Annotated in this window: 20 protein-coding genes, 3 tRNA genes and 2 pseudogenes; 15 read left to right on the forward strand and 10 right to left on the reverse strand. The window is 68.2% G+C overall.

Annotated elements, in window-relative coordinates; all coding sequences use genetic code 11:
- The 4 genes and pseudogenes from EV148_RS11390 to EV148_RS11405 form a co-directional block, all read right to left on the reverse strand.
- A pseudogene (locus EV148_RS11390) lies at positions 1-3,390 on the reverse strand (ExeM/NucH family extracellular endonuclease); the annotation flags it as partial.
- Between the two features lie 299 nt (positions 3,391-3,689).
- Entirely contained in the window at positions 3,690-4,931 is a 1,242-nt protein-coding gene (locus EV148_RS11395) for a DegT/DnrJ/EryC1/StrS family aminotransferase (protein WP_131998240.1), read from the reverse strand.
- Positions 4,903-5,295 (reverse strand): DMT family transporter, encoded by a 393-nt coding sequence (locus EV148_RS11400; protein ID WP_131998243.1) that lies wholly within the window; start codon positions 5,293-5,295, stop codon positions 4,903-4,905. Before EV148_RS11400 ends, EV148_RS11395 begins: the two co-directional genes overlap by 29 nt.
- A 2-nt stretch (positions 5,296-5,297) precedes the next feature.
- Positions 5,298-5,657, reverse strand: a complete 360-nt coding sequence (locus EV148_RS11405; protein WP_241988063.1) for a DMT family transporter — start codon at positions 5,655-5,657, stop codon at positions 5,298-5,300.
- On the opposite strand from EV148_RS11405, the gene EV148_RS18695 reads away from it, so the two are divergent.
- From EV148_RS18695 to cysN, 5 genes are all read left to right on the forward strand, one after another.
- A complete protein-coding gene (locus EV148_RS18695) occupies positions 5,638-5,817 on the forward strand; it encodes a hypothetical protein (RefSeq protein WP_199222778.1) in 180 nt (59 codons plus the stop codon). The genes EV148_RS11405 and EV148_RS18695 overlap by 20 nt on opposite strands.
- Positions 5,818-6,078 carry an acyl carrier protein gene (locus EV148_RS11410; protein WP_131998246.1) on the forward strand — a complete coding sequence of 87 codons (261 nt, stop codon included), beginning with the start codon at positions 5,818-5,820 and terminating at the stop codon, positions 6,076-6,078.
- A gap of 16 nt (positions 6,079-6,094) precedes the next feature.
- Positions 6,095-7,309 (forward strand): beta-ketoacyl-[acyl-carrier-protein] synthase family protein, encoded by a 1,215-nt coding sequence (locus tag EV148_RS11415; RefSeq protein ID WP_131998249.1) that lies wholly within the window; start codon positions 6,095-6,097, stop codon positions 7,307-7,309.
- A 218-nt stretch (positions 7,310-7,527) separates the two neighbouring features.
- Positions 7,528-8,430 carry a sulfate adenylyltransferase subunit CysD gene (cysD, locus tag EV148_RS11420; RefSeq protein WP_131998252.1) on the forward strand — a complete coding sequence of 301 codons (903 nt, stop codon included), beginning with the start codon at positions 7,528-7,530 and terminating at the stop codon, positions 8,428-8,430.
- Positions 8,430-10,334 (forward strand): sulfate adenylyltransferase subunit CysN, encoded by a 1,905-nt coding sequence (cysN, locus tag EV148_RS11425; protein WP_131998255.1) that lies wholly within the window; start codon positions 8,430-8,432, stop codon positions 10,332-10,334. The genes cysD and cysN overlap by 1 nt, the downstream gene beginning before the upstream one ends.
- Before the next feature lie 278 nt (positions 10,335-10,612).
- Here cysN and EV148_RS18510 read toward each other — a convergent pair whose 3' ends face one another.
- Positions 10,613-10,867, reverse strand: a complete 255-nt coding sequence (locus EV148_RS18510; RefSeq protein ID WP_158287438.1) for a hypothetical protein — start codon at positions 10,865-10,867, stop codon at positions 10,613-10,615.
- Positions 10,868-11,215: 348 nt separating this feature from the next.
- Here EV148_RS18510 and EV148_RS18515 point away from each other — a divergent pair, with 348 nt between their 5' ends.
- The 3 genes from EV148_RS18515 to EV148_RS11440 all read left to right on the forward strand — a co-directional run bounded on the left by EV148_RS18515 (position 11,216) and on the right by EV148_RS11440 (position 13,314).
- Complete coding sequence (locus EV148_RS18515) at positions 11,216-11,629, forward strand: cupredoxin domain-containing protein (protein WP_158287439.1); 414 nt, start codon at positions 11,216-11,218, stop codon at positions 11,627-11,629.
- A gap of 10 nt (positions 11,630-11,639) precedes the next feature.
- Entirely contained in the window at positions 11,640-12,308 is a 669-nt protein-coding gene (pcp, locus tag EV148_RS11435) for a pyroglutamyl-peptidase I (protein WP_131998261.1), read from the forward strand.
- A 136-nt stretch (positions 12,309-12,444) separates the two neighbouring features.
- The gene (locus EV148_RS11440; RefSeq protein WP_131998743.1) at positions 12,445-13,314 is read left to right on the forward strand and encodes a DMT family transporter; all 870 of its coding nucleotides are present in this window, start codon (positions 12,445-12,447) and stop codon (positions 13,312-13,314) included.
- A gap of 53 nt (positions 13,315-13,367) precedes the next feature.
- Here EV148_RS11440 and EV148_RS11445 read toward each other — a convergent pair whose 3' ends face one another.
- Positions 13,368-13,820 (reverse strand): DUF4399 domain-containing protein, encoded by a 453-nt coding sequence (locus EV148_RS11445; protein WP_131998264.1) that lies wholly within the window; start codon positions 13,818-13,820, stop codon positions 13,368-13,370.
- A gap of 116 nt (positions 13,821-13,936) precedes the next feature.
- Here EV148_RS11445 and EV148_RS11450 point away from each other — a divergent pair, with 116 nt between their 5' ends.
- The 5 genes from EV148_RS11450 (at position 13,937) to EV148_RS11470 (ending at position 17,293) form a co-directional block, all read left to right on the forward strand.
- Positions 13,937-15,733, forward strand: a complete 1,797-nt coding sequence (locus tag EV148_RS11450; protein ID WP_131998267.1) for an ABCB family ABC transporter ATP-binding protein/permease — start codon at positions 13,937-13,939, stop codon at positions 15,731-15,733.
- A gap of 124 nt (positions 15,734-15,857) precedes the next feature.
- Positions 15,858-16,943 (forward strand): hypothetical protein, encoded by a 1,086-nt coding sequence (locus EV148_RS11455; protein ID WP_131998270.1) that lies wholly within the window; start codon positions 15,858-15,860, stop codon positions 16,941-16,943.
- A gap of 38 nt (positions 16,944-16,981) precedes the next feature.
- Positions 16,982-17,057 (forward strand) — tRNA-Ala (locus EV148_RS11460).
- A 22-nt stretch (positions 17,058-17,079) separates the two neighbouring features.
- Positions 17,080-17,155, forward strand: a tRNA-Glu gene (locus EV148_RS11465).
- Between the two features lie 61 nt (positions 17,156-17,216).
- Positions 17,217-17,293, forward strand: a tRNA-Asp gene (locus tag EV148_RS11470).
- A 250-nt stretch (positions 17,294-17,543) separates the two neighbouring features.
- Here the strand turns inward: EV148_RS11470 and EV148_RS11475 are convergent.
- From EV148_RS11475 to EV148_RS11485, 3 genes and pseudogenes are all read right to left on the reverse strand, one after another.
- Positions 17,544-17,855, reverse strand: a complete 312-nt coding sequence (locus tag EV148_RS11475) for a hypothetical protein (protein WP_131998273.1) — start codon at positions 17,853-17,855, stop codon at positions 17,544-17,546.
- Between the two features lie 157 nt (positions 17,856-18,012).
- A complete protein-coding gene (locus EV148_RS11480) occupies positions 18,013-18,426 on the reverse strand; it encodes an SMI1/KNR4 family protein (protein WP_131998275.1) in 414 nt (137 codons plus the stop codon).
- Between the two features lie 292 nt (positions 18,427-18,718).
- Positions 18,719-19,549: pseudogene (locus EV148_RS11485) on the reverse strand (integrase core domain-containing protein); the annotation flags it as partial.
- 222 nt (positions 19,550-19,771) lie between these two features.
- Here EV148_RS11485 and EV148_RS11490 point away from each other — a divergent pair.
- The gene (locus tag EV148_RS11490) at positions 19,772-20,596 is read left to right on the forward strand and encodes a universal stress protein (RefSeq protein WP_131998278.1); all 825 of its coding nucleotides are present in this window, start codon (positions 19,772-19,774) and stop codon (positions 20,594-20,596) included.
- Between the two features lie 414 nt (positions 20,597-21,010).
- Positions 21,011-22,681, forward strand: coding sequence for a SulP family inorganic anion transporter (locus EV148_RS11495; RefSeq protein WP_131998281.1), 1,671 nt, complete (start codon positions 21,011-21,013; stop codon positions 22,679-22,681).
- A gap of 142 nt (positions 22,682-22,823) precedes the next feature.
- Here EV148_RS11495 and EV148_RS11500 read toward each other — a convergent pair whose 3' ends face one another.
- Entirely contained in the window at positions 22,824-23,324 is a 501-nt protein-coding gene (locus tag EV148_RS11500) for a DUF1249 domain-containing protein (protein ID WP_131998284.1), read from the reverse strand.
- Positions 23,325-23,354 lie beyond the last annotated feature (30 nt).

Below are 23,354 nucleotides of genomic sequence, written 5' to 3' on the forward strand. Positions count from 1 at the left end.
GGTGTCCACCGTGAACTCCTGCGCACAGTAGTACTGCACGCCCGTACCCGACGTCGAGCCGCCCGGGTTGGCGAACGTCGGGCTGCTCGTCGTCAGCGCAGCGTTGAAGAACGCCGGCTGCGGCGTCGTGTTCACCGCGAAGTTCGCCGTGACCGTGCAGTCCGCCGTGATCGCGCCTGTCGTGTAGGTGTTGCCGGCGAGCGAACCGCCGCAACCCGTCACCGTGTCGATGTGGAAACCGGCACCCGCGGTCACCGTGAAGGCCGTCGTCGCGCCGTCGTTCACCACCGCGCTCGGCGGCGTGATCGTGCCCGTGCCCGTGCCGACGACGGCCGTGACCGTATGCTGCGTCGTGCCGAACAGGCCGACCAGCACAGGATCATGATCGGACGCGCGATACGGCGTGCCCGGTTCCCAGACCACGCGCGGAGGCGTCAGCGCCGATCCGTCCGGCTTCTCCTCCTGCGCCGCTTCGCCGGTGTCGCGGATCTCGTCGTTGTAGTCGAACGAAGGCACTTCGTCGGAATTGATGTGCCAGGCGTCCGCGCCGGTGATCTGCGGCTGCAGGCTCGCGTTGGCGAGCGCGTAATCGAGGTGGCCGAGCTCACCGTCGAACTGGTACGAGTACGCGTTCGTGCCGTGCAGCACGGTCTCCATGTCGGCGTAGCCGCCGGCCGCGAGGGCGGCGATGGGCGCTTCGCTCGCGTACGAATTGAAGTCGCCGAGCAGGAGCACGTCCGGATCGCTGGCGGCCGGGATCACCGTATTGTTGATCCAGGTCATCGTGCGGTTGGCCTGCTGCGTACGCTTGGACGCCCAACAGCCCTGGCCGTCGCCCTGATCGGCGTCGACGCCGCTGGCCGGGCAGCTGCCCTTCGACTTGAGATGGTTGGCGACGACCGTGAAACGCTTGCCGAACGCGGCGTTCGCGGCGTCGACGACGTCGAACGTCTGCGCGGTAGGCGGGCGATCGTGGATCGGATCGTTGTCGACCAGCGGCGAGCCGACCATCGCCACCACACCCGTGCGATAGACGATCTGCACGCGGATCGCGTCGGTGCCGAGCGTGCCGCCCGTGCTTGCCGCCGCATACGGATGCGTGCCGCCGCAGCGCGCGTTCACCGCGCCCAGCAGGTCGTCGATCGTCGCGCTCGGCGTCGTGTTCTCGAGTTCCATGAACGCGGCGACGTCGGGGTTGAGCGTGCAGATCACGATCGACGCGCGCTCGCGCTGGCGATCGAGCTCGGCGTTGCTGTCGGCACCGCGGCAGTCGAGCGTGCCGCCGGGCCCGCACGGGCCGCTGTTGTTCGACGACGTCGTGTCGATCGTCGTGAAGTAGTTGAGCAGGTTCATGCCGACGACGCGGATCGCCCCGCCGACGTCCGGCGGCGTCGCCGGGCGCGTGTTCACCGGCGTGAACGTGACCGGATGCGCGACCGTCGGGCGGATGCGCCAGGCATCGGTGCCGGACAGCCCCGCGAACGACCAGTGCAGCACGCCGGTGAGGCCGGAAATCGTGTCGCCGCCGCGGAAATAGTCGACGCCCTGGGTGCCGACGCCGAAACCGCCGTTCTGGTGCGGCCAGTACATCGCCTGCTGGCCGTTCGGCTGCGCGAGCACGGAATTCTGCACGTTGTTGTCGTCGTCGAGGATGACGCGACGACGCGCGAGGTTGTCCAGGTGCGCGGCGAGGCCTGCGACGCTCGGGGCGTTGTCCTCGGTGAACGTGCGCGATCGGCCGCCCTGCAGCAGCTCGATCTGGCCGTAGCGCGGCAGTTCGAAGAATTCGGAGATCGTCAGCGTGTCGGCGAAGGTGACGAGCATCGCTTCGCGCGCCTCATAGAACGCGTTGATGTCGCCGACGACGGGCAGCGAGATCGTCGCCGGCGTGACTTCTGCGAGATGGTTGCCGCCGTCGGTGACGACCACGTTCGCGGCCGCCGGTGGAGACACTTCCGTCATGTCGAAGAACTCGCTGACCAGGCCGGTCACGCGCACGCGCTGGCCTTCCGCGACCGCACCCGCCGCACACGGCGTGCAGAACACGAAGACCGCTTCGGATGTATTCGGGTCGGCATCGATGTCGGCGTCCTCTTCCTGCAGGAAGAAGCCGCTGAGCTTGGCCGAGCCGAGGAACTCGGCGGTGACCACGCCTTCGATGGTCACGGTCGCGCCCACCATCGGCGACGCGGCGCCGATGCCCTGCACGTCGTGGATCTTCGTCACGTCGTCGTTGACGATCGTGCCGACCGCCTGGGCATCGTCGACCGACGCGTTGACGACGTTGCTGACGTTGACGTTGAACGTCTCGTCCGGTTCGCTGGTCGTGTCGCCGTTGACGAGGACGGTGAACGCGTAGATCGTGCTGCCCGCCGGGATCGTCTGCGCCGTCAGCGCCTTCTGCGTGTAATCGGATGGTGCCGTCGCGCTGCCGTCGGCGGTCGCGATGTCGAACGTCACGCCAGCGGGACCTGCCGGCTGGGTCAGCGACACGGTGAACGTGTAGCTCGTCGTACCCGCGTTGCCCTCGTTGTGCGAGACATCCGCGATCGACAGGTGCGGCGCGTCGTTGTCGACGATCGTGCCCTGGCCCTGCCCGTCCGTGACGGTCGCACCGGTGACGTTGGTCACGTTGACGAAGAACGTCTCGTTCTGTTCCGGCACGGTATCGCCGTTGATCGTGACGTCGAACGTATAGGTCGTGCTGCCGGCGGGAATCGTCTGGCCGGTCAGCGAGTTCGCGACGTAGTCGCTGCCCGCGCTCGCGGTGCCGTCGGCCGTCGCGATGTCGAACGTGACGCCGCCCGGGCCTGCCGGCTGCGACAGGCTGACCGTGAACGTCGCGGTCGTCGTTCCGGCGTCGCCTTCGTTGACCGATACGTCGTTGATGCTGAGGTTCGGGGCAACGCCCGCGGAGTTGTGCGGGGTATACGACTGCGGACCCGTGAAGTCCGCCGAATTGACGTCGGTATCCTGCGTGCGCACGAAAGCGAACACGGAGCCGCTGCCCGGCGTCGTGATGCCCGTGCCTTCACGACACGGACTCGACGGAGCGCCGACGCCGTCCTGCTTCGTGCTCGATGCGTCGAGGATCTGGATACCGGCGAAACTCGTCGAACCGAAATCCGAAATGCCGGTGGCGCCCCAGGAAAGATCCGTCGTGACCGTTCCGGTATAGCCACTTCCCGTGAGCAGGAAGTACTGGCCCGCCTGCAGCGCGACGCCCGCCGGCACCGTCACGCGGTCGCTCGCGTTGCCGGGCGAACCGTTCGCACAGCCTTGCAGCTTCCACCCCCCGATGGTGACCGTGCTGGCGCTGGTGTTGTGCAGTTCGACGAATTCGTCGCCCGCGCCAACGCTGCCGCGGACCTGGAAAGCGGATATCACCACGCCACTGGGCGATGCCAGCGCGGGGCTTGCCAACGCCGCCAGCAGCAATGCGCCGACGGCCGCGGCGAAACTTGGAACGAAGTGACGATCGACTCGCGCCTGGCGCGAGCGCTTGGACTGGAACGGCATCACGATATTCCCCTGCAGATGGGCTGCGCAGCAACCGCAGCCCGCGAAGTCTACCGGCCAAAACGCGAACGCATTGATGCGGCGCAGCAATCCGGTTCGTTTGCCGGCCGGCCCCGGGTTGCCGTGCCAGCATGACCACGGTATGCGACAGGCGGATGACGGACGCCGGGTCAGGTGCCGCCCGGGCGCTCCTGCAGCACGAGCTCGATCACCGAACACACGGCTTCGAAGTCGGCATCGGCGAGCCACGGGCTGTTCGAGATGGTCAACGTCGTTGCAGCGAAGCGGCGCGCATTCGGCACGTCGGCCGGCGCGACCACGTCGCGCAGGTAGGCGTAATCCGGCAAGGCATGGATGAACAGGCGGCTGACGCCGCGTCCTTCGCCCCAGAGCCGCGCGAGTACTCGATCGCGCGTGGCCTCGTCCGGCATCCGCACGATGAAGAACGGCCAGGTGCCGTTCGCATCGCCTGCATCGCCGAGCACGTCGATATCCCCGATTGCGGCGAGCCGCGCGTGCCGGCGCCGCGCGCGCAGTGCTCCCTCGGCGACGAATGCGGGCCAGCGCGCGAATGCGCGTGCGCCGACGTTTCGGCGCCAGCGGCCGAGCGTGTGCAGCGGAATGCGTAGCGGAAAATCGTCGCCGACCGCAGCGACCGGGTCGCCGCGGCGCAGCGCACGGCGCAGTGGCGCGCCGTAAGCGAAGCGCAACAACGACGGTCGGTAACAGGCGTGGTAGGCAAGCAGCTCGAACGACCGGCGCAGCTCCCAGGCCGGTCTCCACGGCACGATCTCGCGGCTCGTGCGGCGCAGCTCGCGCCGCAGGCTCGCGTCCGCGCTCACGAGCAGCCCACCTTCGTAGGTCGTCAGGCCCTTGCCGACCGCGAGGCTGAAGAAGCCGGCGTCGCCGTCGAGGCCGACCGACACGCGCCCGCGACGCGCGCCGAACGCCTGCGCGGCGTCCTCGATCACGAATGCCCCGGCCGCGTGCGCGAGCGCGACGGCGGCCGCGACATCGGCGACGCGTCCGCCGAGGTGCGTCGGCACCAGCGCGAGCACGTCGCGGTCGCAGGCTCGCGCGAGCGCCTGCGCGTCGAAGTCGATCGAGCCCGGCGCGAGGTCGCACAGGCGCAGTTCGAGGCCGCAATGGGCGACCGCGATCGCGACCAGCGGGCAGGTGTACGCCGGCACGACCACGACGCGGCGGCCGCTGAGGCGATGCAGCGTGGTGAGCGCGACGACGAGCGCCGCGGTGCCCGAGCACTCGGCCTGGACCTCGTCGGCGCCGATGAACGCGGCGGCCCGGCGTTCGAGGCTGCCTTGTCGCGGCGCGAACGGCCAGAGGTCGCCCCAGCGCGGGGGCAACCCCGCGGTCGGCGGCGCTTCAGTGCGGCGCGGGCGGCGGATCGCCATCGGTTTCGCTGATCGCGAGGCAGACGATGCCGGCGATGATGAGCGCGCTGCCGATCCATTGCGGCGTGCCGATGCGTTCGTTGAACAGCACCACCGACAGCACCATCACGCTGACCACCTCGAGGTGCGAGGCGGCGAACGCGGGACCGATCGGCGCGTGTTCGAGCAGGGTCATCCAGGTCACGAACGCGCCGATGTAGCAGGCGATCGCGCAGTACACCCACGGCGAGGCCAGCACGCGCAGCACCCATGCGAGGTTCGCCTCCGGCGGCATCGCATGGTTCGCGGTGAGCTTGAAGCAGATCTGCGCGAAGGTGTCGAAGCAGACGAGCACGAGGAAGCCGACCAGATAGAAGCGCCTCATCCTCAACCCCCGATGCCGACGACGGCGACGCCGGCTGCGATGAGCAGGATGCCGAACGTGCGCATCGGCGAGAGCTTCTCGGCGAACAGCAGGCGCCCCGCGATCATCACCGCGACGATGTTGATCGAGCCGAGCAGCACGCCTTCGGACAACGGCACCAGCGAGAGGAAGGCGAGCCAGACGAGGAACTCGCCTACGTAGCAGGCGATGCCGGACCAGATCCACGGCCGCCGCGCCATCGCCTTCCAGCGCGCGAGTCCTTCGCCGAGGTCCGCTCCCGCGGCGGCCGCCTTGAACGAAAGTTGCCCGAAAGTATCGAGCACTATGTTGGCCAGCCAGAGCATGACGACGGTGGCGGACATCGGTTCCTGCTGGCGTGCGATGCGGGCGGCGCAGTATGCCCGCGCGGGCGCTGCAAGTCGAAACGCCATCGCCTGCCGCTTGAACAACGTGGCACGCCCGGCGATCATCCGGCTGCCCGCGTCGCCGCCGTCGATGCGCGACGAATCCGAGGAGACGTGAATGAGCAGCGTGCAGGACACCGTGTTCGACATCATCGCCAAGGAATCGGGCATCGATCGCGCCCGCATCACGCCCGAGGCGACCTTGAAGGACCTCGAGATCCAGTCGCTCGACGCGGTGCAGATCATTTTCGAGATCGAAGACCACTTCAAGATCACGATGCCCGACCGCGACCCGCAATTCGACACCGAGTCCGTCAAGGGCCTGGTCGAGACGGTCGAAAGGCTGCTGGCCGAGCAGGCGACGCAGCCGGCGCCCTGAGGTGCGCGGCACCCGCATGCAGCGCGTCGTCATCACCGGCATGGGCGCGGTCACCCCGCTCGGCCTCGATGCCATCTCCACCTGGTCCGCGATGCGCGAAGGCCGCGTCGCGATCGGCCCGATCACGAGCATGCCGCGCGACGGCCTGCGCTTCGGCATCGCCGCCGAGGTGCAGGGTTTCGATCCGCTCGCGCACTTCGAAGAGAAGAAGCTGATCCTGTTCGACCGCGTGTCGCAGCTGGCGCTGGTCGCCGCGCGCGAGGCGATCGCCCAGTCCGGCCTCGACTTCGCCGCCGAGGGCCTCGGCGAGAACACCGCGGTCGTCATCGGCACGGGCGTCGGCGGCGAGCAGACCCACGACGAGGCGTCCCGCCGCCTGTACGGGGAAAACAACCCGCGCACCCATCCGCTGACCATCGTGCGACTGATGGCCAACGCGCCGGCGAGCCAGATCTGCATCGAACACAAGCTGACCGGGCCCTCGTTCGCGACCTCGAGCGCGTGCGCTTCGGCCAACCACGCGCTCGCGCAGGCGTTCCACATGGTGCGCAGCGGCGTCGCCGACGCCGCGGTCGCCGGCGGCAGCGAGGCGTGCATCACGCTCGGCGTGATCCGCGCCTGGGAAGCGATGCGCGTGATGGCCGACGACACCTGCCGGCCATTCTCGAAACAGCGCCGCGGCATGGTGCTCGGCGAAGGCGCCGCGGTGTTCGTGCTCGAGACGCTCGAACGCGCGCAGCGGCGCGGCGCGACGATCCTCGCGGAATTCGCCGGTGCGGGCATGTCGGCCGACGCCGGCGACATCGTGTTCCCGTCGGAAGCCGGCGCGGCGAAGGCGATCACGCGCGCGCTCGCCGACGGCGGCATCGGCGTCGACGAGGTCGGTTACATCAACGCGCACGGCACCGGCACGCCGGCGAACGACCCGACCGAAAGCAAGGCGATCCGGCGCGTTTTCGGCGCACACGCCGATGCGCTCGCGGTGTCGTCGACGAAGTCGATGCACGGGCATGCGCTCGGCGCTGCCGGCGCGATCGAGCTCGTCGCGACGATCGGTGCGCTGCGCGACGGCGTGCTGCCGCCGACGATGAACTTCATCGACCCCGACCCCGGATGCGACCTCGATTACGTCGCCAACGCGGCGCGCGAGCGCCCGGTGCGCGCGGCGATCAGCAACTCGTTCGCGTTCGGCGGCCTCAATGCGGTGCTCGCGCTGCGCCGGGCGCCCTAGGAAAGGTGCGGACGCATTGAGCATCGTCGTTGCCGCGGCAGCGCGGCTCCTGCTCGCCCTGCCGAGGGCCCCAGGAACGACTGGAAGTGACCACCCGGCGTGCGGCGCGGCCGCGTCGGCTGCGCCAGCCCGGCCACGTTCTTAGGACATGCCGGCCCGGCATGGCCGCGCGCCCGCGGCACGCCGTAAACTCGCGTTTTCGCTCGACGTCCGAACCGATGACCGCGCTGACCCACCTGCAACGCCTCGAAGCCGAGAGCATCGACATCCTGCGCGAGGCGGTCGCCGAGTCGGAGCGCCCGGTCATGCTCTATTCGATCGGCAAGGACAGCTCGGTCATGCTGCACCTCGCGCGCAAGGCATTCTTCCCGTCGCGCCCGCCGTTCCCGCTGCTGCACGTCGACACGACCTGGAAGTTCCGCGCGATGTACGAGCTGCGCGACCGCATGGCGCGCGAGTCGGGGCAGGAACTCATCGTGCATCGCAATCCGGAAGCGCTGCGCCTGGGCATCAACCCGTTCACGCACGGCTCGGCGCTGCACACCGACATCTGGAAGACGCAGGGCCTCAAGCAGGCGCTCGACCAGCATGGCTTCGACCTCGCCTTCGGCGGCGCGCGCCGCGACGAGGAGAAGTCGCGCGCGAAGGAGCGCGTGTTCTCGTTCCGCTCGGCGCAGCACCAGTGGGACCCGAAGAACCAGCGCCCCGAGCTCTGGCGCCTCTACAACGCGCGCAAGAACAAGGGCGAGAGCATCCGCGTGTTCCCGCTCTCGAACTGGACCGAGCTCGACATCTGGCAATACATCGTCGCCGAACGAATCCCGATCGTGCCGTTGTACCTCGCCGCCGAACGTCCCGTCGTCGAGCGCGACGGCACCCTCGTGATGGTCGACGACGAGCGCTTCCCGCTGCGCGAAGGCGAAACGCCGATGCTGCGCCGCGTGCGCTTCCGCACGCTCGGCTGCTACCCGCTTACCGGCGCGATCGAGTCCGACGCCGACACCCTGCCCGCGATCATCCGCGAGATGCTCGTCGCGCGCACGAGCGAGCGCCAGGGCCGCCTGATCGACCAGGATGCGGGCGCGTCGATGGAGAAGAAGAAGGCCGAGGGGTATTTCTGATGAACGCCGAAGGCCGCTTCGAGGACGTCGAAGCCTATCTCATCGCGCAGCAGGCGAAGGGCCTGCTCCGCTTCATCACCTGCGGCAGCGTCGACGACGGCAAGAGCACGCTGATCGGGCGCCTGCTGCACGAATCGAAGGCGTTGTTCGACGACCAGCTCGCCGCGCTCGAGGGCGATTCGCGCAAGTTCGGCACACAGGGCGACGAGCTCGACTTCGCGCTGTTGCTCGACGGCCTCGGCGCCGAACGCGAGCAAGGCATCACGATCGACGTCGCCTACCGCTTCTTCGTGACCGAGAAGCGCAAGTTCATCGTCGCCGACACGCCCGGGCACGAGCAGTACACGCGCAACATGATCACCGGCGCGTCGACCGCCGACCTCGCGGTCATCCTCGTCGACGCGCGCAAGGGCCTGCTCACGCAGACGCGCCGGCACAGCTATCTCGTTTCGCTCGTCGGCATCCGCCGGATCGTCCTCGCGGTCAACAAGCTCGACCTCGTCGACTGGTCGCAGGAGGTGTTCGAGTCGATCGAACGCGACTACCGCGCGTTCGCGGCGCAGCTCGGCATCGAGGACGTCGTCGCGATACCGCTGTCCGCGCTGCGCGGCGACAATCTCTCCTCGCCGAGCGCGCGCACGCCGTGGTACCGCGGCCCGAGCCTGCTGCAGCACCTCGAAACCGTCGATGTCGGTGGCGACGACGCGTCGGGCCCGTTGCGCCTGCCGGTGCAATGGGTGAACCGTCCCGATCTCGACTTCCGCGGCTATTCCGGCCGCATCCTCGGCGGCCGCGTGCGACCCGGCGACGCGGTGCGCGTGCTGCCGTCGGGACGAACGTCGACGGTCGCGCGCATCGTCACGTTCGACGGCGATCTCGCCGAGGCGCGCTCGGGCCAATCGGTCACGCTCACGCTCACCGACGACATCGACATCAGCCGCGGCGACGTGATCTGCGCGGCCGGCGACCCGGCCGGCCTCGCCGACCAGTTCGAGGCGACGCTCGTCTGGATGGCCGACGCGCCGATGCTGCCCGGCCGCCCCTACCTCGTGAAGCTTGGCGCCACCACGCTCGGCGCATCGTTCGGCCAGCCGAAGTACGTCGTCGACGTCAACAGCCTCGAGCATCTCGCGGCAAAGACGCTCGAACTCAACGGCATCGGCGTCGCCAACCTCACGCTCGACCGCGCGGTCGCGTTCGATCCGTACGCGTCGAACCGCGACATGGGCAGCTTCATCGTCATCGACCGCTATACGAACCAGACCGTCGGCGCGGGGCTGTTGCACTTCGCGCTGCGCCGGTCGCAGAACATCCACTGGCAGGCGGTCGAAGTCGACAAGCAGGCGCGCATCCGGCAGAACGGGCATTCGCCGTGCGTGCTCTGGTTGACCGGCCTGTCCGGCAGCGGCAAGTCGACGATCGCGAACATCGTCGAGCGCCAGCTGCACGCGCTCGGCGCGCGCACCTACCTGCTCGACGGCGACAACGTGCGCCACGGCCTCAGCAAGGACCTCGGCTTCACCGACGCCGACCGCGTCGAGAACATCCGTCGCATCGGCGAAGTCGCCAGGCTCATGGTCGATGCCGGCCTCATCGTCATCACCGCGTTCATCTCGCCATTCCGCTCCGAGCGCCAGCTCGCACGCGGCATGGTCGAGGACGGCGAATTCATCGAGATCTTCGTCGATACGCCGCTCGCGGTGGTGGAGCAGCGCGATCCGAAGGGGCTCTACAAGAAGGCACGCCGCGGCGAGCTCAAGAACTTCACCGGCATCGATTCACCCTACGAGGTGCCGGCCGCGCCCGAATTGCACCTGCGCACGATGGAGCAGTCGCCGGAGGAGTCGGCGAGCGCGATCGTCGACCTGCTGGTCCGCCGCGGCGTGATCCGCCGGTCGCACTGAGTGGCGCGGCGCGCCCGGCTCGACGGCGCTGGAGCCCGCGGGCGGCAACGCTTGGGGGGCGGCTCGAGGCGTGCAGCGCCGGATCCGACGCTGCGCGGCTTGATCCTGCGGAATCGTGGGCGATGCCGCCGCGGGCAGTACAAGCCGCATTGATCCTTGCGGCGGCAGCCTCACTCAGGTCGAGGCGAGCACGAGCAGCACCGCCATCATCGCGCAGCAGATCGCGAGCACGACCAGCGCGACGCTGCCGGACACGCCGTCCTCGGTCGGGGGCGCGTTCACGTGCCGCGGATCTGCGCGCGCCGCGCCTTGAACCGCTCGAGCGCGGTCTGCAACTCGCGACTGCGTTCATACAGCGCCTTGAAGCGTCGGCGCGTCGACAGCGCTGCATGGATCACCCGGGCCCGCGCAAGCCTGTCGTCGCTGCGACGCAAGCATGCGGGTTCGCACAGGTCCGAGCAGGCGTGCTCGGCGAGCCTGCGGACGATACCGGCCTGCAAGGCATCCAGATGCAGTGGCGCGTGCTTCATCATCGGGACCTCCGCGCGCCCGGCCAGGTGCCGCTGCGCGCATCAGGCGGCGTCGCGCACATTGCCGCGACGCCGTGTCGGCCGGACGCGGACTCCCGCCGTTTCCGGTGCCTGCGGCCGGTTGCCCGACCGTCGACGACGCATCCTGCGTCGTGCTGCCCCGTGGCGGAGCCAAAGTGCGTCCTTGCCGCGATCCATCGCTGTTCCTGCCGAGCACTGTGCGCCCGCGCCTCGCCGGCGTCGTCGCACGAACGACGCGTCGGCGTGTGCGAAGCGGGCGCCGCGCCGTGTCGGAGATTTCGTACACCGTGGGGGCGCGCAGCGGTCGACGGCCGTTGCATCGCCGCGCCGATGGCGTACCCTGCGTCGATGCGCCTGCTGCCCCTGCTCGCCCTCTGCGCCCTGCCCGCCGTGCCGGCCCGTGCCGGCGACTACCTCGTGCTGGTCGGTCCGGGCCAGACGTTCAATCCAGCCGAGTTGACGATCGCCGCCGGCGACAGCGTCACCTTCCGCAACAGCGGCGGCACCCACAACGTGAAGGCCGACGACAATTCGTTCCGCTGCGCCAACGGCTGCGACGGCGATGGCCAGGGTGGCAATGGCGCCGCCGCGGGCAACATCTGGCACTTCAGCCGCACGTTCCCGAGCGCGGGCACGATCGGCTATTACTGCGAGACGCACGGCACGCCGACGAGCGGCATGCGCGGCACGATCGTCGTGCTGCCGAGCACGCCGGTCGAACTGCAGTCGTTCGACGTGGACTGAACCGCGGCCGATGTCCCACCCGCATCCCGCCGAGCCACGCGTGCTGCTGACCGGCTTCGAGCCGTTCGGCGGCGAGGCCGTCAATCCGTCGCAGGAGATCGTCCGCGCGCTCGACGGCGCGACAATCGCCGCGCATCGCGTCGTCGGCAGCGTGTTGCCGGTATCGTTCGCCGCGACCGTGCCGATGCTCGAGGACCTCGTCGAGCGCCATCGGCCCATGCTCGTGCTCGCCCTCGGCCAGGCGGGCGGGCGCAGCGAGATCTCGCTCGAGCGCATCGCGGTGAACCTCGTCGACGCGCGCATCGCCGACAACGACGGGCTGCAGCCGATCGACGTGCCCGTCGTCGCCGGTGCGCCCGCCGCGTACTTCACGAACCTGCCGGCCAAGGCGATCGTCGCGGAACTGCGCACGCGCGGCATCCCGGCTGCGCCGTCGCTGAGCGCGGGTTCGTTCGTCTGCAACCAGGTGTTCTTCGCACTCGCGCACCTGCTTGCGACGCGCCTGCCCGAGGCGCGCGGCGGCTTCGTGCACGTGCCGTGGCTGCCGCAGCAGGCGGCGCGCCAGCCCGGGCAGCCGAGCATGGCGCTGGCGACGATGATCGAAGGCATTCACGCCGCGATCGAGTGCGCGCTCGCTGTGCAAGAGGACCTCGCGACCAGCGGTGGCACGACGCATTGACCTTTCGCCTCGCCGGCAGCTCGCGCGATCCTGCTAGACTGCGCGCCCTCGTTCCCCTGCGACCGCGATCGTGAGCCTTCCCGCCGCCGCCGCGGTGCCTCCTGCCAATCCCCTGCCCGCGCGTGCCGCATTGCTGATGGTGGCGAGCGCGACCAGCTTCGGCCTCATGGCGATCCTGATCCGCTACGCGTCGCACGGCCTGCATGCTTTCGAGATCGCATTCTTCCGCAGCTTCTTCGGCGCGCTCGCGACCGCGCCGCTGCTGGCGCGCCATGGCATGCGCGCGCTGCACACCGACCGGCTCCGGTTCTACGTCGTGCGCTGCGCGATCGGCACGCTCGGCATGCTCGCCGGTTTCTGGGCCATCGCCCACCTGCCGCTCGCGCAGGCGATCGCGCTGTCGTATTCGTCGCCGCTGTTCGTGACCATCGGCGCGGTGCTGTTCCTCGGCGAGATCGTGCGCATGCGCCGCTGGAGCGCGGTCGTCGCGGGTTTCATCGGCGTGCTGGTGATCGTGCGGCCGGGCACCGACGGCTTCACCGCGGCCAGCCTCGTCGCGCTGCTCGCCGCCGCCTCGACCGGCGCGGTCACGATCAGCATCAAGTTCCTCTCCCGCAGCGATCCACCCGACACGATCGTGCTGCTCACCACGTGGCTGTGGGTGCCACTCTCGCTGCCGTTCGCGCTCGCGGTCTGGCAGTCACCGCCGGCATCGCTGTGGCCACTGCTCGTCGTCATCGGCATGCTCGGCACGCTCGGCCAGTACCTGTGGACGCACGCGCTGCGCCTGGCCGAAGCGTCGACGCTGGCACCGCTGAGCTACCTGCAGCTCGTGATCGTGTCGGTGCTCGCCTGGCTGCTGTTCGACGAACGCGTCGATGGGTGGACCGCGGCCGGCGCCGCGATCGTGATCGGCGCGAGCCTGTACATCGCGCGCCGCGAGGCGCAGGTCGCCCGGCAGCGTCGCGCCGAAGCGCTCGCTGCCAGGACGGAGCCCCAGCTCTAGGTCTGCCGCGGCACGCGCCACGGCCGGGTGTGACCGCCGGCGCGATGCCCTCGTTACTTCACGTGGATCGTGATCTTCGGCGAGACGATCGGCGGGTCGAATTGCACGTGGCGGGCATCACCGAGATCGAGCTGCAGGGTGTGCGTGCCGGGCTCGAGATGGATCGTGTCTTCGGTCTGGCCCTTGCCGTAATGCTTGTGGGTCGCGTCGTTGGGAATCGGCGCGTCGAGCGGCGGCAGTTCCTTGCCGTCGACGAGCAGATGATGATGGCCCGTGCCTTCCTTGCCCTCGGTCGCGGGGGCAATGGCGATCCCTTCGACTCCGAACTTGACCTGCACGTCCTGGCCGACGGTCGCGCCATCCTTCGGTTCGATGAAGAACACGCGCGCACCGGCCGGCGCTTTTTCGCGCGCGAGCGCCGCGATGGGCGCCGCCGGATCGGCCGCTCGGGCGACGCCGACGAACAGCAACAGGGCCGTCGCGCACGGAATGGCGAAGTCACGCATGTTCTTCTCCTGCAATCATCGAAGGCAGGATCATAGCGCCGCTGCTACCCTGCATTGCCCATGCACCGCGGCGTCCCCATGTGGTGCCGTTCAGCGAATCCTCAGCCCCGGACCCCATGACCGAATCCCGCTCCGCGAGCACGTTGTCGATACTGCGCCGTCTCTGGCCCGAAGTGTGGCGCTACCGCCTGCGCGTCGGCGTCGCCCTGCTGTTCCTCGTCGCTGCCAAGCTCGCCAACGTCGGCGTGCCCTTGATCATGCAGCGCCTCATCGACGCGCTCGACCTCACGCCGAAACCGCTGTTGATCCCGCTCATGCTGCTGATGGCGTACGGCGCGCTGCGCCTGTCGAGTTCGATGTTCCAGGAGCTGCGCCAGATCGTCTTCGCCCGCGTGCTTGCACGCACCTCGCGCAACATCACCTTGCGCGTGTTCGAGCACCTGCACGCGCTGTCGCTGCGCTTCCACCTCGACCGCCGCACCGGCGGCGTCTCGCGCGACGTCGAACGCGGCATGACCGCGACATCGGACCTGCTCGACTGGACGATCTACACGATCCTGCCGACCCTGCTCGAGGTCGTGCTCGTCTGCGGCATCCTCATCACGCGCTTCGACTGGAGCTTCGCCGCGATCACCCTCGGCACGCTGGTCGCGTACATCACCTTCACGTTCTCGATCACCGAGTGGCGAATGCGCTACTACCGCGCGGCGAACGCGGCCGATACCGAGGCCAACGAGCGCGCGGTCGATTCGCTGCTCAACTACGAGACGGTGAAGTACTTCGGCAACGAGCGGCACGAATTCGGCCGCTACGACGCGAGCCTGGTCAAGCTCGAGGATGCGACCGTCAAGAGCCTCAAGACGCTCGCCGTGCTCAACGTCGGCCAGGCCGGCATCGTCGCGATCGGCCTCACCCTGTTGCTCTGGCGCGCCGCGAGCGGCGTCGTCGCCGGCACGATGACGCTCGGCGACTTCGTGCTCGTCAACGCGTTCCTGATCCAGCTGTCGATTCCGCTCAACTACCTCGGCATGGTCTATCGCGAGGTCAAGCAGGCACTCACCAACATCGAGCGCATGTTCGTGCTGCTCGCCGAGGTGCGCGAGGTCGAGGACGCGCCGGGAGCGCCTGCTCTCGTGGTCGGCGGCGGCGAGGTGCGCTTCGAACACGTCGACTTCCACTATTCGCCGGACCGGCCGATCCTGGCCGACGTGGACTTCCGCATCCCCGCGGGCAAGACGCTCGCGGTGGTCGGCACGACCGGCGCGGGCAAGTCCACGCTGGCGCGGCTGCTGTTCCGCTTCTACGACGCCAGCCGCGGACGCATCACCATCGACGGCCAGGACATCCGCTCGGTGTCGCAGCAGTCGCTGCGCGCGGCGATCGGCATCGTCCCGCAGGACACCGTGCTGTTCAACGATTCGATCTACTACAACATCGCCTACGGCCGGCCGGACGCGACGCGCGAGGAAGTCATCGCCGCGGCCAAGGCCGCGCACATCCACGCCTTCATCGAATCACTGCCACAGGGCTACGACACCGGCGTCGGCGAACGCGGCCTCAAGCTCTCCGGCGGCGAGAAGCAGCGCGTCGCGATCGCGCGTACGCTGCTCAAGAACCCGGCGATCCTCGTCTTCGACGAAGCGACCAGTGCGCTCGACACCCGTACCGAGAAGATCATCCAGGGCGAGCTCGACGGCATCGCGCGCGGGCGCACCACCCTGGTCATCGCCCACCGCCTGTCGACGATCGTCGACGCCGACCAGATCCTGGTGCTCGAGCAGGGCCGCGTGGTCGAACGCGGCAGCCATGACGAACTGCTCGCGCAGGGCGGACGCTACGCCCAATTGTGGACGATGCAGCAGCGCGAGCGGAATCGCGTGGTCGAAGCGGGCGCCGAGCCCGTCCAAGCCTGACACTGATCGTCAGAATCGTGCCAGCCGATGAGGAATGGCGCACACTTCCCGATGCCTGCCGGGTTCATCCTCGCAGGCATGGTCCTTGCTATCACCGTCGTGCTCGCTCTACGGGAAGCCGCCCTTGAACACTCCGAAACTCCATACCGTGTGCGTCGTCGGCGCGCCGGCCGATGTCAGCGCCCGCATCCACGCCCTGCTCGACGAGCAGCGCACCCGCCTCGACGCACGCTGGCGCATCGGCGACTACGTCGGCGCGGAGCTGCTGCTGATCGAAACCGATTCGGTCTATGGACACATGGACTGGCTCAAGGCGCAGGGCAGCGGCCGCCTCGTCGCCGCGCTGACCGCGACGCCGGAATCCTACGAATTCGCCGTACGCACGCCGGTCGACGCGGCGGGCCTCGTCGAGACGCTGAATCGCGTCGGCGCGCACCTCGCCGGTGCGCCCGTCGCCGCCCCCACGCGCGCGAAACCCGCCGCGGAACCGACTCCGGCCGCGGCCCCGGCTGCGGCAGCCAAGCCGGCTGCCTCCGCGCACGTTCCGCCGCCCGCGCGGCAGCCCGTGCCGGCGCCCGCGCCCGCAGCCGCTGCGCCGCGCGCACCGCAGGCCCCCGCCGCACCGGCCTACACGCCCGTCGAACATGGCCGTACGCTGCACCTGGCCGACCTCATCGGCGCGAATTCGCCCCTGCCGGGTCGCTTGCACCTGCAGGCGAACGGGCTTCCCGACCTCTTCATCGACACGCACGAGCAGACCTGGCGATCGGCCGGCAACCTCAAGGCGATCACGCCCTGGTGCACGCGCACGATCGGCCACGGCGAGATCCAGGTGACTGGCGAGGCCGATTACACGAAGCAGGCCGGCGCGCTCGCCGCGCAGCCGTTCTCGCGCCTGAAATGGCTCGTCCACCTCGTCGGCAACGACGGCCAGCTCGAAGCCGGGCTCGATCCACGCGGCCATTACAAGCTCTCGCGCTGGCCGCAGAGCGAGCGCGAGTTCCCGAAGCATTTCCGCATCGCGACGGTCATGCTCAAGCAGGCCGCGACCGTCGACGAAATCGCCGCGCAGAGCGGGGCGAGCGCGGCCGACGTCGCCAACTTCATCAATGCCTACAATGCGGTCGGTTACATCGAGGGCGAAAGCCAGGCCGATGCGCGTGGCGGCGGTTTGTTCGGTCGCGCGAAAAAAACTTCCGCGATGAGTTGACGAACGCGCGATCGCCCACTATTCTCTCGCGCTCTCTCGGGGCCATAGCTCAGCTGGGAGAGCGCTACAATGGCATTGTAGAGGTCGCCGGTTCGATCCCGGCTGGCTCCACCAGACAGGTTCGGTTTTCCTAAGCGTCCCCATCGTCTAGAGGCCTAGGACACCGCCCTTTCACGGCAGTAACAGGGGTTCGAATCCCCTTGGGGACGCCATAAGGTGAAGGGCGACAGGAAGTGAAAACGCACAGGACGTGCGCGAGTTGCAGAAAAACGCGGAGCGGTAGTTCAGCTGGTTAGAATGCTGGCCTGTCACGCCGGAGGTCGCGGGTTCGAGTCCCGTCCGCTCCGCCACACACCCGCCGGGTTGGAGACTTCGTCTCCAACCCGGTTTTGTTTTGGGCCACGTGCAGCGATTTCCGCGATCGCGACCGGACTCTCCCCGGCCCTTCCCCGCCCTCTTTCGCCGGAATCGGACGATCGTCTCTCGGAGCCGATTTCCGGGGTCCGGTCGCTTTCACTGGGTCGGCAATGACGCGAAGGTTATCTTGGGTGCCTGCTCCTCGACGGATGCGCAGACACGCGAACCCCGATGCCGAGGCCCTCAGCGGGGCATGCCGTAGAGGCGGCGCTGCTCGTCCCAATCCAGCGGCGGCGCGCGCTTCAGCGATTTCACCGTGAAGGTGACCGGCTGCCGGCCTTGAAGCACCTTCTCGATGATGTCCGGCGCGAGCAGCGAGCCGTAGAGGATGCGCGCGATGTAGCGCTCGTCAAGCTTCTCGGCCTGGGCGATCTCGCGTAGGGAGGACCGCTGGCCGGTCGTGATCTGCTCGTACCAACGCCGACATCTGGCGATCAACTTGACCAGCGCCTTGTCGACGACGCCGGCTTCGTTGCCGCTCGGGCCGTTGTTCACGACGAGACGCAGATCGTGCCCTGTGCGGTAGAGGCGAGTCCGGATGTGCTCCGCTCTTGTTAGCACAACTTTATTCGACAGAGCAGTCGGGTCACCCCCAAAAATCACGGGGATGGCCTCACATATTTCTTTGCCGAAGTGGCTAATTCCGCGGCTTTTACGCATGCCACAAGTTATCAAGGAAGGCCCAAAAATCTTTGCCTATCAATCTGGCCTCTTCGCGACTCAACCCAACGAATGGAAGCGCGCTGATAGAGCAAGAATCACCGAGCATATCGAACGCGTAAGCCTCGCCACCGCCGTTTGAACCTACTACTAAGAAGCCTCTTGCATACGAATCCACTTCGTAAGCATCATTTAGCTCTTTCAGTCTCCCAACAGGCCATAAGGAAATGTACTCATTTGCTCCAATAGCCCCTTCGGCGCCATTTGTTTTTTGAAGAAATTCCCGATATTCCATTGGGAGACGGATGCCGAGCTCCGCTTCTGCAGAAGCAATCTCCGCCTCCAATGCAGGGACCGAGAGAACAAGACCCGAAGACACACGATTCCAAATATCCGGAGCGATCATTGTCAGGGTTTACCCTCCACATCACGTTGCAGACCTCTCCACCATACCGTGTACTTAGCGTGGTCGGGCGCACTGAGCGGGATCTTGTTTGCAAGGTCTGTAGGACTACCGCCAAATTTTACCGGTTGAATTTCATGAATTTGCTGGCCGGCTAGGCCAGAGTCTGCTCGATGGAGCGCCCGATTGGAGACATTTGCCGCAGCTCTTGCTGCTTCATATTCTTCCCCCTTTAGAACCCGGAGCGGCACGGTGGGCTTAGGCGACGTCCCCCCGCTTTGAGTAGTGGCCGGATCTAGAGTCCGGGTTCGATCGTAGCGGCTTTCGCCGCCAACTGCTTCGCATGCGCAGCCGGCGTCAGGCCGCCCAAGGCCTGCTTCGGTCGTTCCTCGTTGTACTCGCGGCGCCACTGCTCAATGACGGTACGGGCGTGCAATAGATGCGTGAACCAGTGCTCGTTGAGGCACTCATCGCGCAGGCGGCCGTTGAACGACTCGATGTAGGCGTTCTGGTTCGGCTTGCCGGGCTCGATGAGGCGCAGCCGCACGCCGCGGCCGTGCGCCCACGTCACCATGGCCTTGCCGCAGAACTCCTTGCCGTTGTCTGTGCGTATGACCTTCGCCAGACCTCGGCTCAGCGCCAGACGCTCGAGAACGCGACCCCATCGGGACCTTCTTGCGCTTGCGCCGGCGGACCTGCAACCGCGCCTCGCGGTAAAGCCGCTCGACGCGCTTGTAGTTCGCCTTCTCGCCGGCCTGGCGCAGTTTGAGGTGGATCATCCCGACGCCGTAGCGGCGATGCCGGTGCGCCAGCTCGATGATCCTCTCGCGCAACGCCACATTCCGGTCCGGGCGTGGCGAATAGCGCAACGCGCTCGCGCTCATGCCGGCCACCGCCAGCGCCCGACGTTCGCTCAGGCCCCCCGTCGTCATCGTCCGCACCAGCTCTCTACGCGCCGGTGCGCTCACCACTTTTTTCGCAGCGCTTCCTTGATCACTTCGTTCTCGAGCACCTGTTCGGCCAGCAGCTTCTTCAGGCGACCGTTCTCCGTCTCCAGCTCCTTCAGCCGCTTCGCCTCCGGCACGCTCAGGCCGCCGAACTTGCTCCGCCACAGGTAGTACGACGCCAAGGGCTGGCCTGCGGGCAACCCGCATGACGGCCGGGATGCCCGGTTTCGCCGCGGGCGCCACCGGCACTGCGGCGATTGCGAAGCTTCGTCGGGCGCCGCAGCCGTCGCACGCAGCCCTGCCGAGCGCTGACGGCCAGCATCCTGCTGATTGATCCAGATCAGCATCGACGCGCCCGCACGGGGATACGGTGCCCCGCATCGTCGAGCGGAGACTGCGTCATGAAGGACATCCTCGCCCATGCCGACAACTACTCCTCGTGGACGCCGGGCATGGAGTACGCGGCCGGCCTCGCGGCTGCGTTCTCGGGACACCTGACCGGCGTGCACGTCGTCGCGTCGCCGTACATGATGGTGTCTCCCTACGATGCCCCGCAGTTGCTCTCGCGCATCGTCGAGGAACTCCGCCAGGTCAAGGAGGAGGCGTGCGCGCGGCGCAGCGCTTTCGAGGCGCAGGCGCGCGCGCTTGGTGCGCGCTCGGCGCTATGGGAGGTCGCGGAGGGGGACGTCCCGGACGTGCTCGCGCGAATTGGCAACTGGCACGACGTGCTCGTGCTCGGCCGCGACGAGAAGAGCAACTGGGGTTCGGCGCAGGCCCTGGGCAACCTCGTCCTGCGCAGCCACCTGCCCTGCATCGTCACGCCGCCGACCTGCTCGACGGCGCGCGCGCAATGCGTGGCGCTCGGCTGGAACCATTCGCCCGAAGCCATCCGTGCGATCCATGCGGCGCTGCCGATCCTCGCCGCTGCCGGCCGCATCGTCGTCCTCTCCGGCAAGCCACGCGAACAACCGTTGACGGTCGGCTGGAAGCCGGAATTCGACCTCGGGACGTACCTGCGCGGGCATGGGCTGCACGTCGAGGATCGCGAACTCGATGCGAGTGACGCGGACGCCGGCGCGGCGTTGCTGGAAGCCGCGTCGGAATGTCGCGCCGACCTGCTGGTGATGGGGGCCTACGGGCGTGCGCGCTTCAGCGAATGGATCTTCGGCGGCGCCACCCGGCACGTTCTCGCGCAAGCGCGCATTCCGCTCTTCCTGCGGCATTGAGTCGACAAGGGACGGCACGAAACAGTGACGCCGGGGACCACTACAGTCGCGTGCCGCCACGGCAAGGCACGCCGCATGTTCCCGCTGCCCGGCGAAGTCGACGGCACGAAAGGGCTGCGCGCTACGACAAGGGCATCCTGTCGGTCACGCTGCCGGAAGAAGGCGAAACGGCCAGTCGCAAGATCACGATCTCGCAGGCGCCCGAGCGGGCAGGCAGCCGTCGCGGGTACTGCCCGCCGCGCCGCCTGTCACGCCTTGCGCGCGAGCCGCCCCGGTGGGGACCGCAGCCTCGGTGACAGGCGAACCTGCCCGGTGGAGCATCGACCGGGCACGTTCATGCGCCGGCGCGCCCACGTATACTCGCCGGCAGCGCCATCTTCCCGTCCTCCACGGGACAGGCCGTTCCGGTCACGCATGCCGATCGATCAACGCGTCATCGCGCTGTATGTCCCCAAGCTCTTCACGCTGCTGAAGGGCGGATATGGCGTCGCCGATTTCCGCCGCGACGCGCTGGCCGGCCTGACCGTATCGATCGTCGCATTGCCGTTGTCGATGGCGCTCGCGATTGCCTCCGGCGCGAGCCCGGAGAAGGGCCTGCACACCGCGATCGTCGCCGGCCTGCTGATTTCGCTGCTCGGCGGTTCTCGCGTGCAGATCGGCGGCCCGACCGCGGCGTTCGTGCCCGTGGTCTTCAACGTGATCGAGAAGTTCGGCTACGGCGGGCTGATCCTCTGCACGCTGCTCGCGGGTTTCATGCTGATCGCGGCGGGCGTGCTGCGCATCGGCACGCTGCTCAAGTACATCCCGAAGCCTGTCATCACCGGCTTCACGGCCGGCATCGCCGTCAGCATCTTCTCGAGTCAGGTCAAGGACCTGCTCGGACTGCATCTGGACAAGGTGCCAGGCGAGTTCTTCGCGCGCTGGGAAACCTACTTCCATTCCGCATCGACGTGGACGCCGGCCGCTGCCGCGCTGTCGGTCGCGACGGTCGCGTTCATCGTGCTGCTGCGGCGCTGGCGCCCCGCCCTGCCCGGGTTCCTGATCAGCGTCGGGCTCGGCGTCGTGTTCGTCGCGCTGGTCCATCCCTCTATCGAGACGATCGGCTCGCGCTTCGGCGAGATCCCGAGCGCATTGCCCGCGTTCGCGATCCCGCCCATCCCGTTCGAGCGCACGTTGGAACTGTTCCCGAGTTCGTTCACGATCGCGTTCCTCGCCGGCGTCGAATCGCTGCTATCCGCGGTCGTCGCCGACGGCATGATCGGCGGGCGGCACCGCTCCAACTGCGAACTCGTCGCGCAGGGCGTCGCCAACGCGGCCTCGGCGCTGTTCGGCGGCCTGCCGGCCACCGGCGCCCTCGCGCGCACCGCGACCAACGTGCGCGCGGGCGCGCGCACGCCTGTCGCGGGCGTCATGCACGCGCTGTTCCTGCTCGTTTTCATGCTTGCGCTCGCGCCGCTGATGGCCTGGGTGCCACTCGCCACGCTCGCCGCGATCCTCGTCGTCGTCGCCTGGAACATGGCGGAGATCGAGAGCTTCCGCCACCTCATGAGCGGGCCGGTCGGCGACCGCGTGGTGCTCGTGCTCACGTTCGTGCTGACCGTGGTGTTCGACCTCACGGTCGCGATCGAAGTGGGCATCGTGCTCGCGGCATTCCTGTTCATGCATCGCATGAGCGAGGTCGTCGCGATGGAATCGAACGTCTCGCTGATCGAGGAAGACAGGGCCGACGACCCGGCCTCCGACGACCAGCGCGCGCAATTGCCGCCCGGCGTCGAGGCGTTCCAGATTTCCGGCCCGCTGTTCTTCGCGGTGGCCAACCGTCTCGACGACGTGCTCAACCAGTTCCCGAAACCGCCGCGCCAGTTCATCCTGCGCATGCGCCTCGTGCCGCTCATCGATGCATCCGGCGTCACCGCGTTGACGCAGATGATCGAGCGCTGCCGCCGCCAGGGCATCGGCGTGATCCTCTCCGGCCTGCGCGAACAGCCGGCGGCCATCCTGGCCCAGATGGGCGTCGTCGAAGACGGCACGACGCTGCGCTTCGCCACCGATTTCCAACACGCGCTTCGCCTCGCAAGCACGTAGGGGAGGACCGAGCCGCGCGGCGGCGAGGTCCGCCGAAGCCTCACACCCGAAGCGGCGGCACGCGCGATGCGCGCACCGCCCTACCCGACCACGCACGGACGCATCGGCCCCCTTGCATACGCGATTCGGGCGGGCTTGCCGGCTATGAATGCGTGAACCGCGGGACGAGGCTCGTCGGCAGGCCGGACGCGGGCTCGAGCGTGCCGATCGAATGCCCCTGTTCGGCGAGGTATTCGAGCCAGCGGTTGAGGAACGAACTCATGCGCACGCGCTGCTGGAACACGCTGCGTGCCGGCTGCAGCGGGCCGATCGCGCGCACCAGGCGGCGGTCCGCGCGACAGTCGAGCACTTCGGCCATGTGCGCGTCGTGGTACATGCGCAATTGCGCGGAGGGTGCCGCCTCGCCGGTATCCTCGTCGACGAAGCAGTAGGTCAGGTGCAGGTCGAGCGTGTAGCGATGGCGTTCGAGCACGTCGAGGCGCACGTCGAGGCCGTCGTCGAGCGACGAGCGGTAGCTGCCGATCGCGAGATCCTGCGGCGCGAACAACCGCGCGAGCCGGTGGTAGTTCTCCGAATAGAGCCCCATCAGCCACGAGAAGCGGCTCGGCAGCAGCGATTGCGGTCGTTCGAGTACGGCGGACATGGACCCATCATAGGCGGGGCAACCCGGCGC

Source organism: Dokdonella fugitiva (assembly GCF_004342425.1).
In the GTDB taxonomy this organism is placed as follows: Bacteria; Pseudomonadota; Gammaproteobacteria; order Xanthomonadales; family Rhodanobacteraceae; genus Dokdonella_A; species Dokdonella_A fugitiva.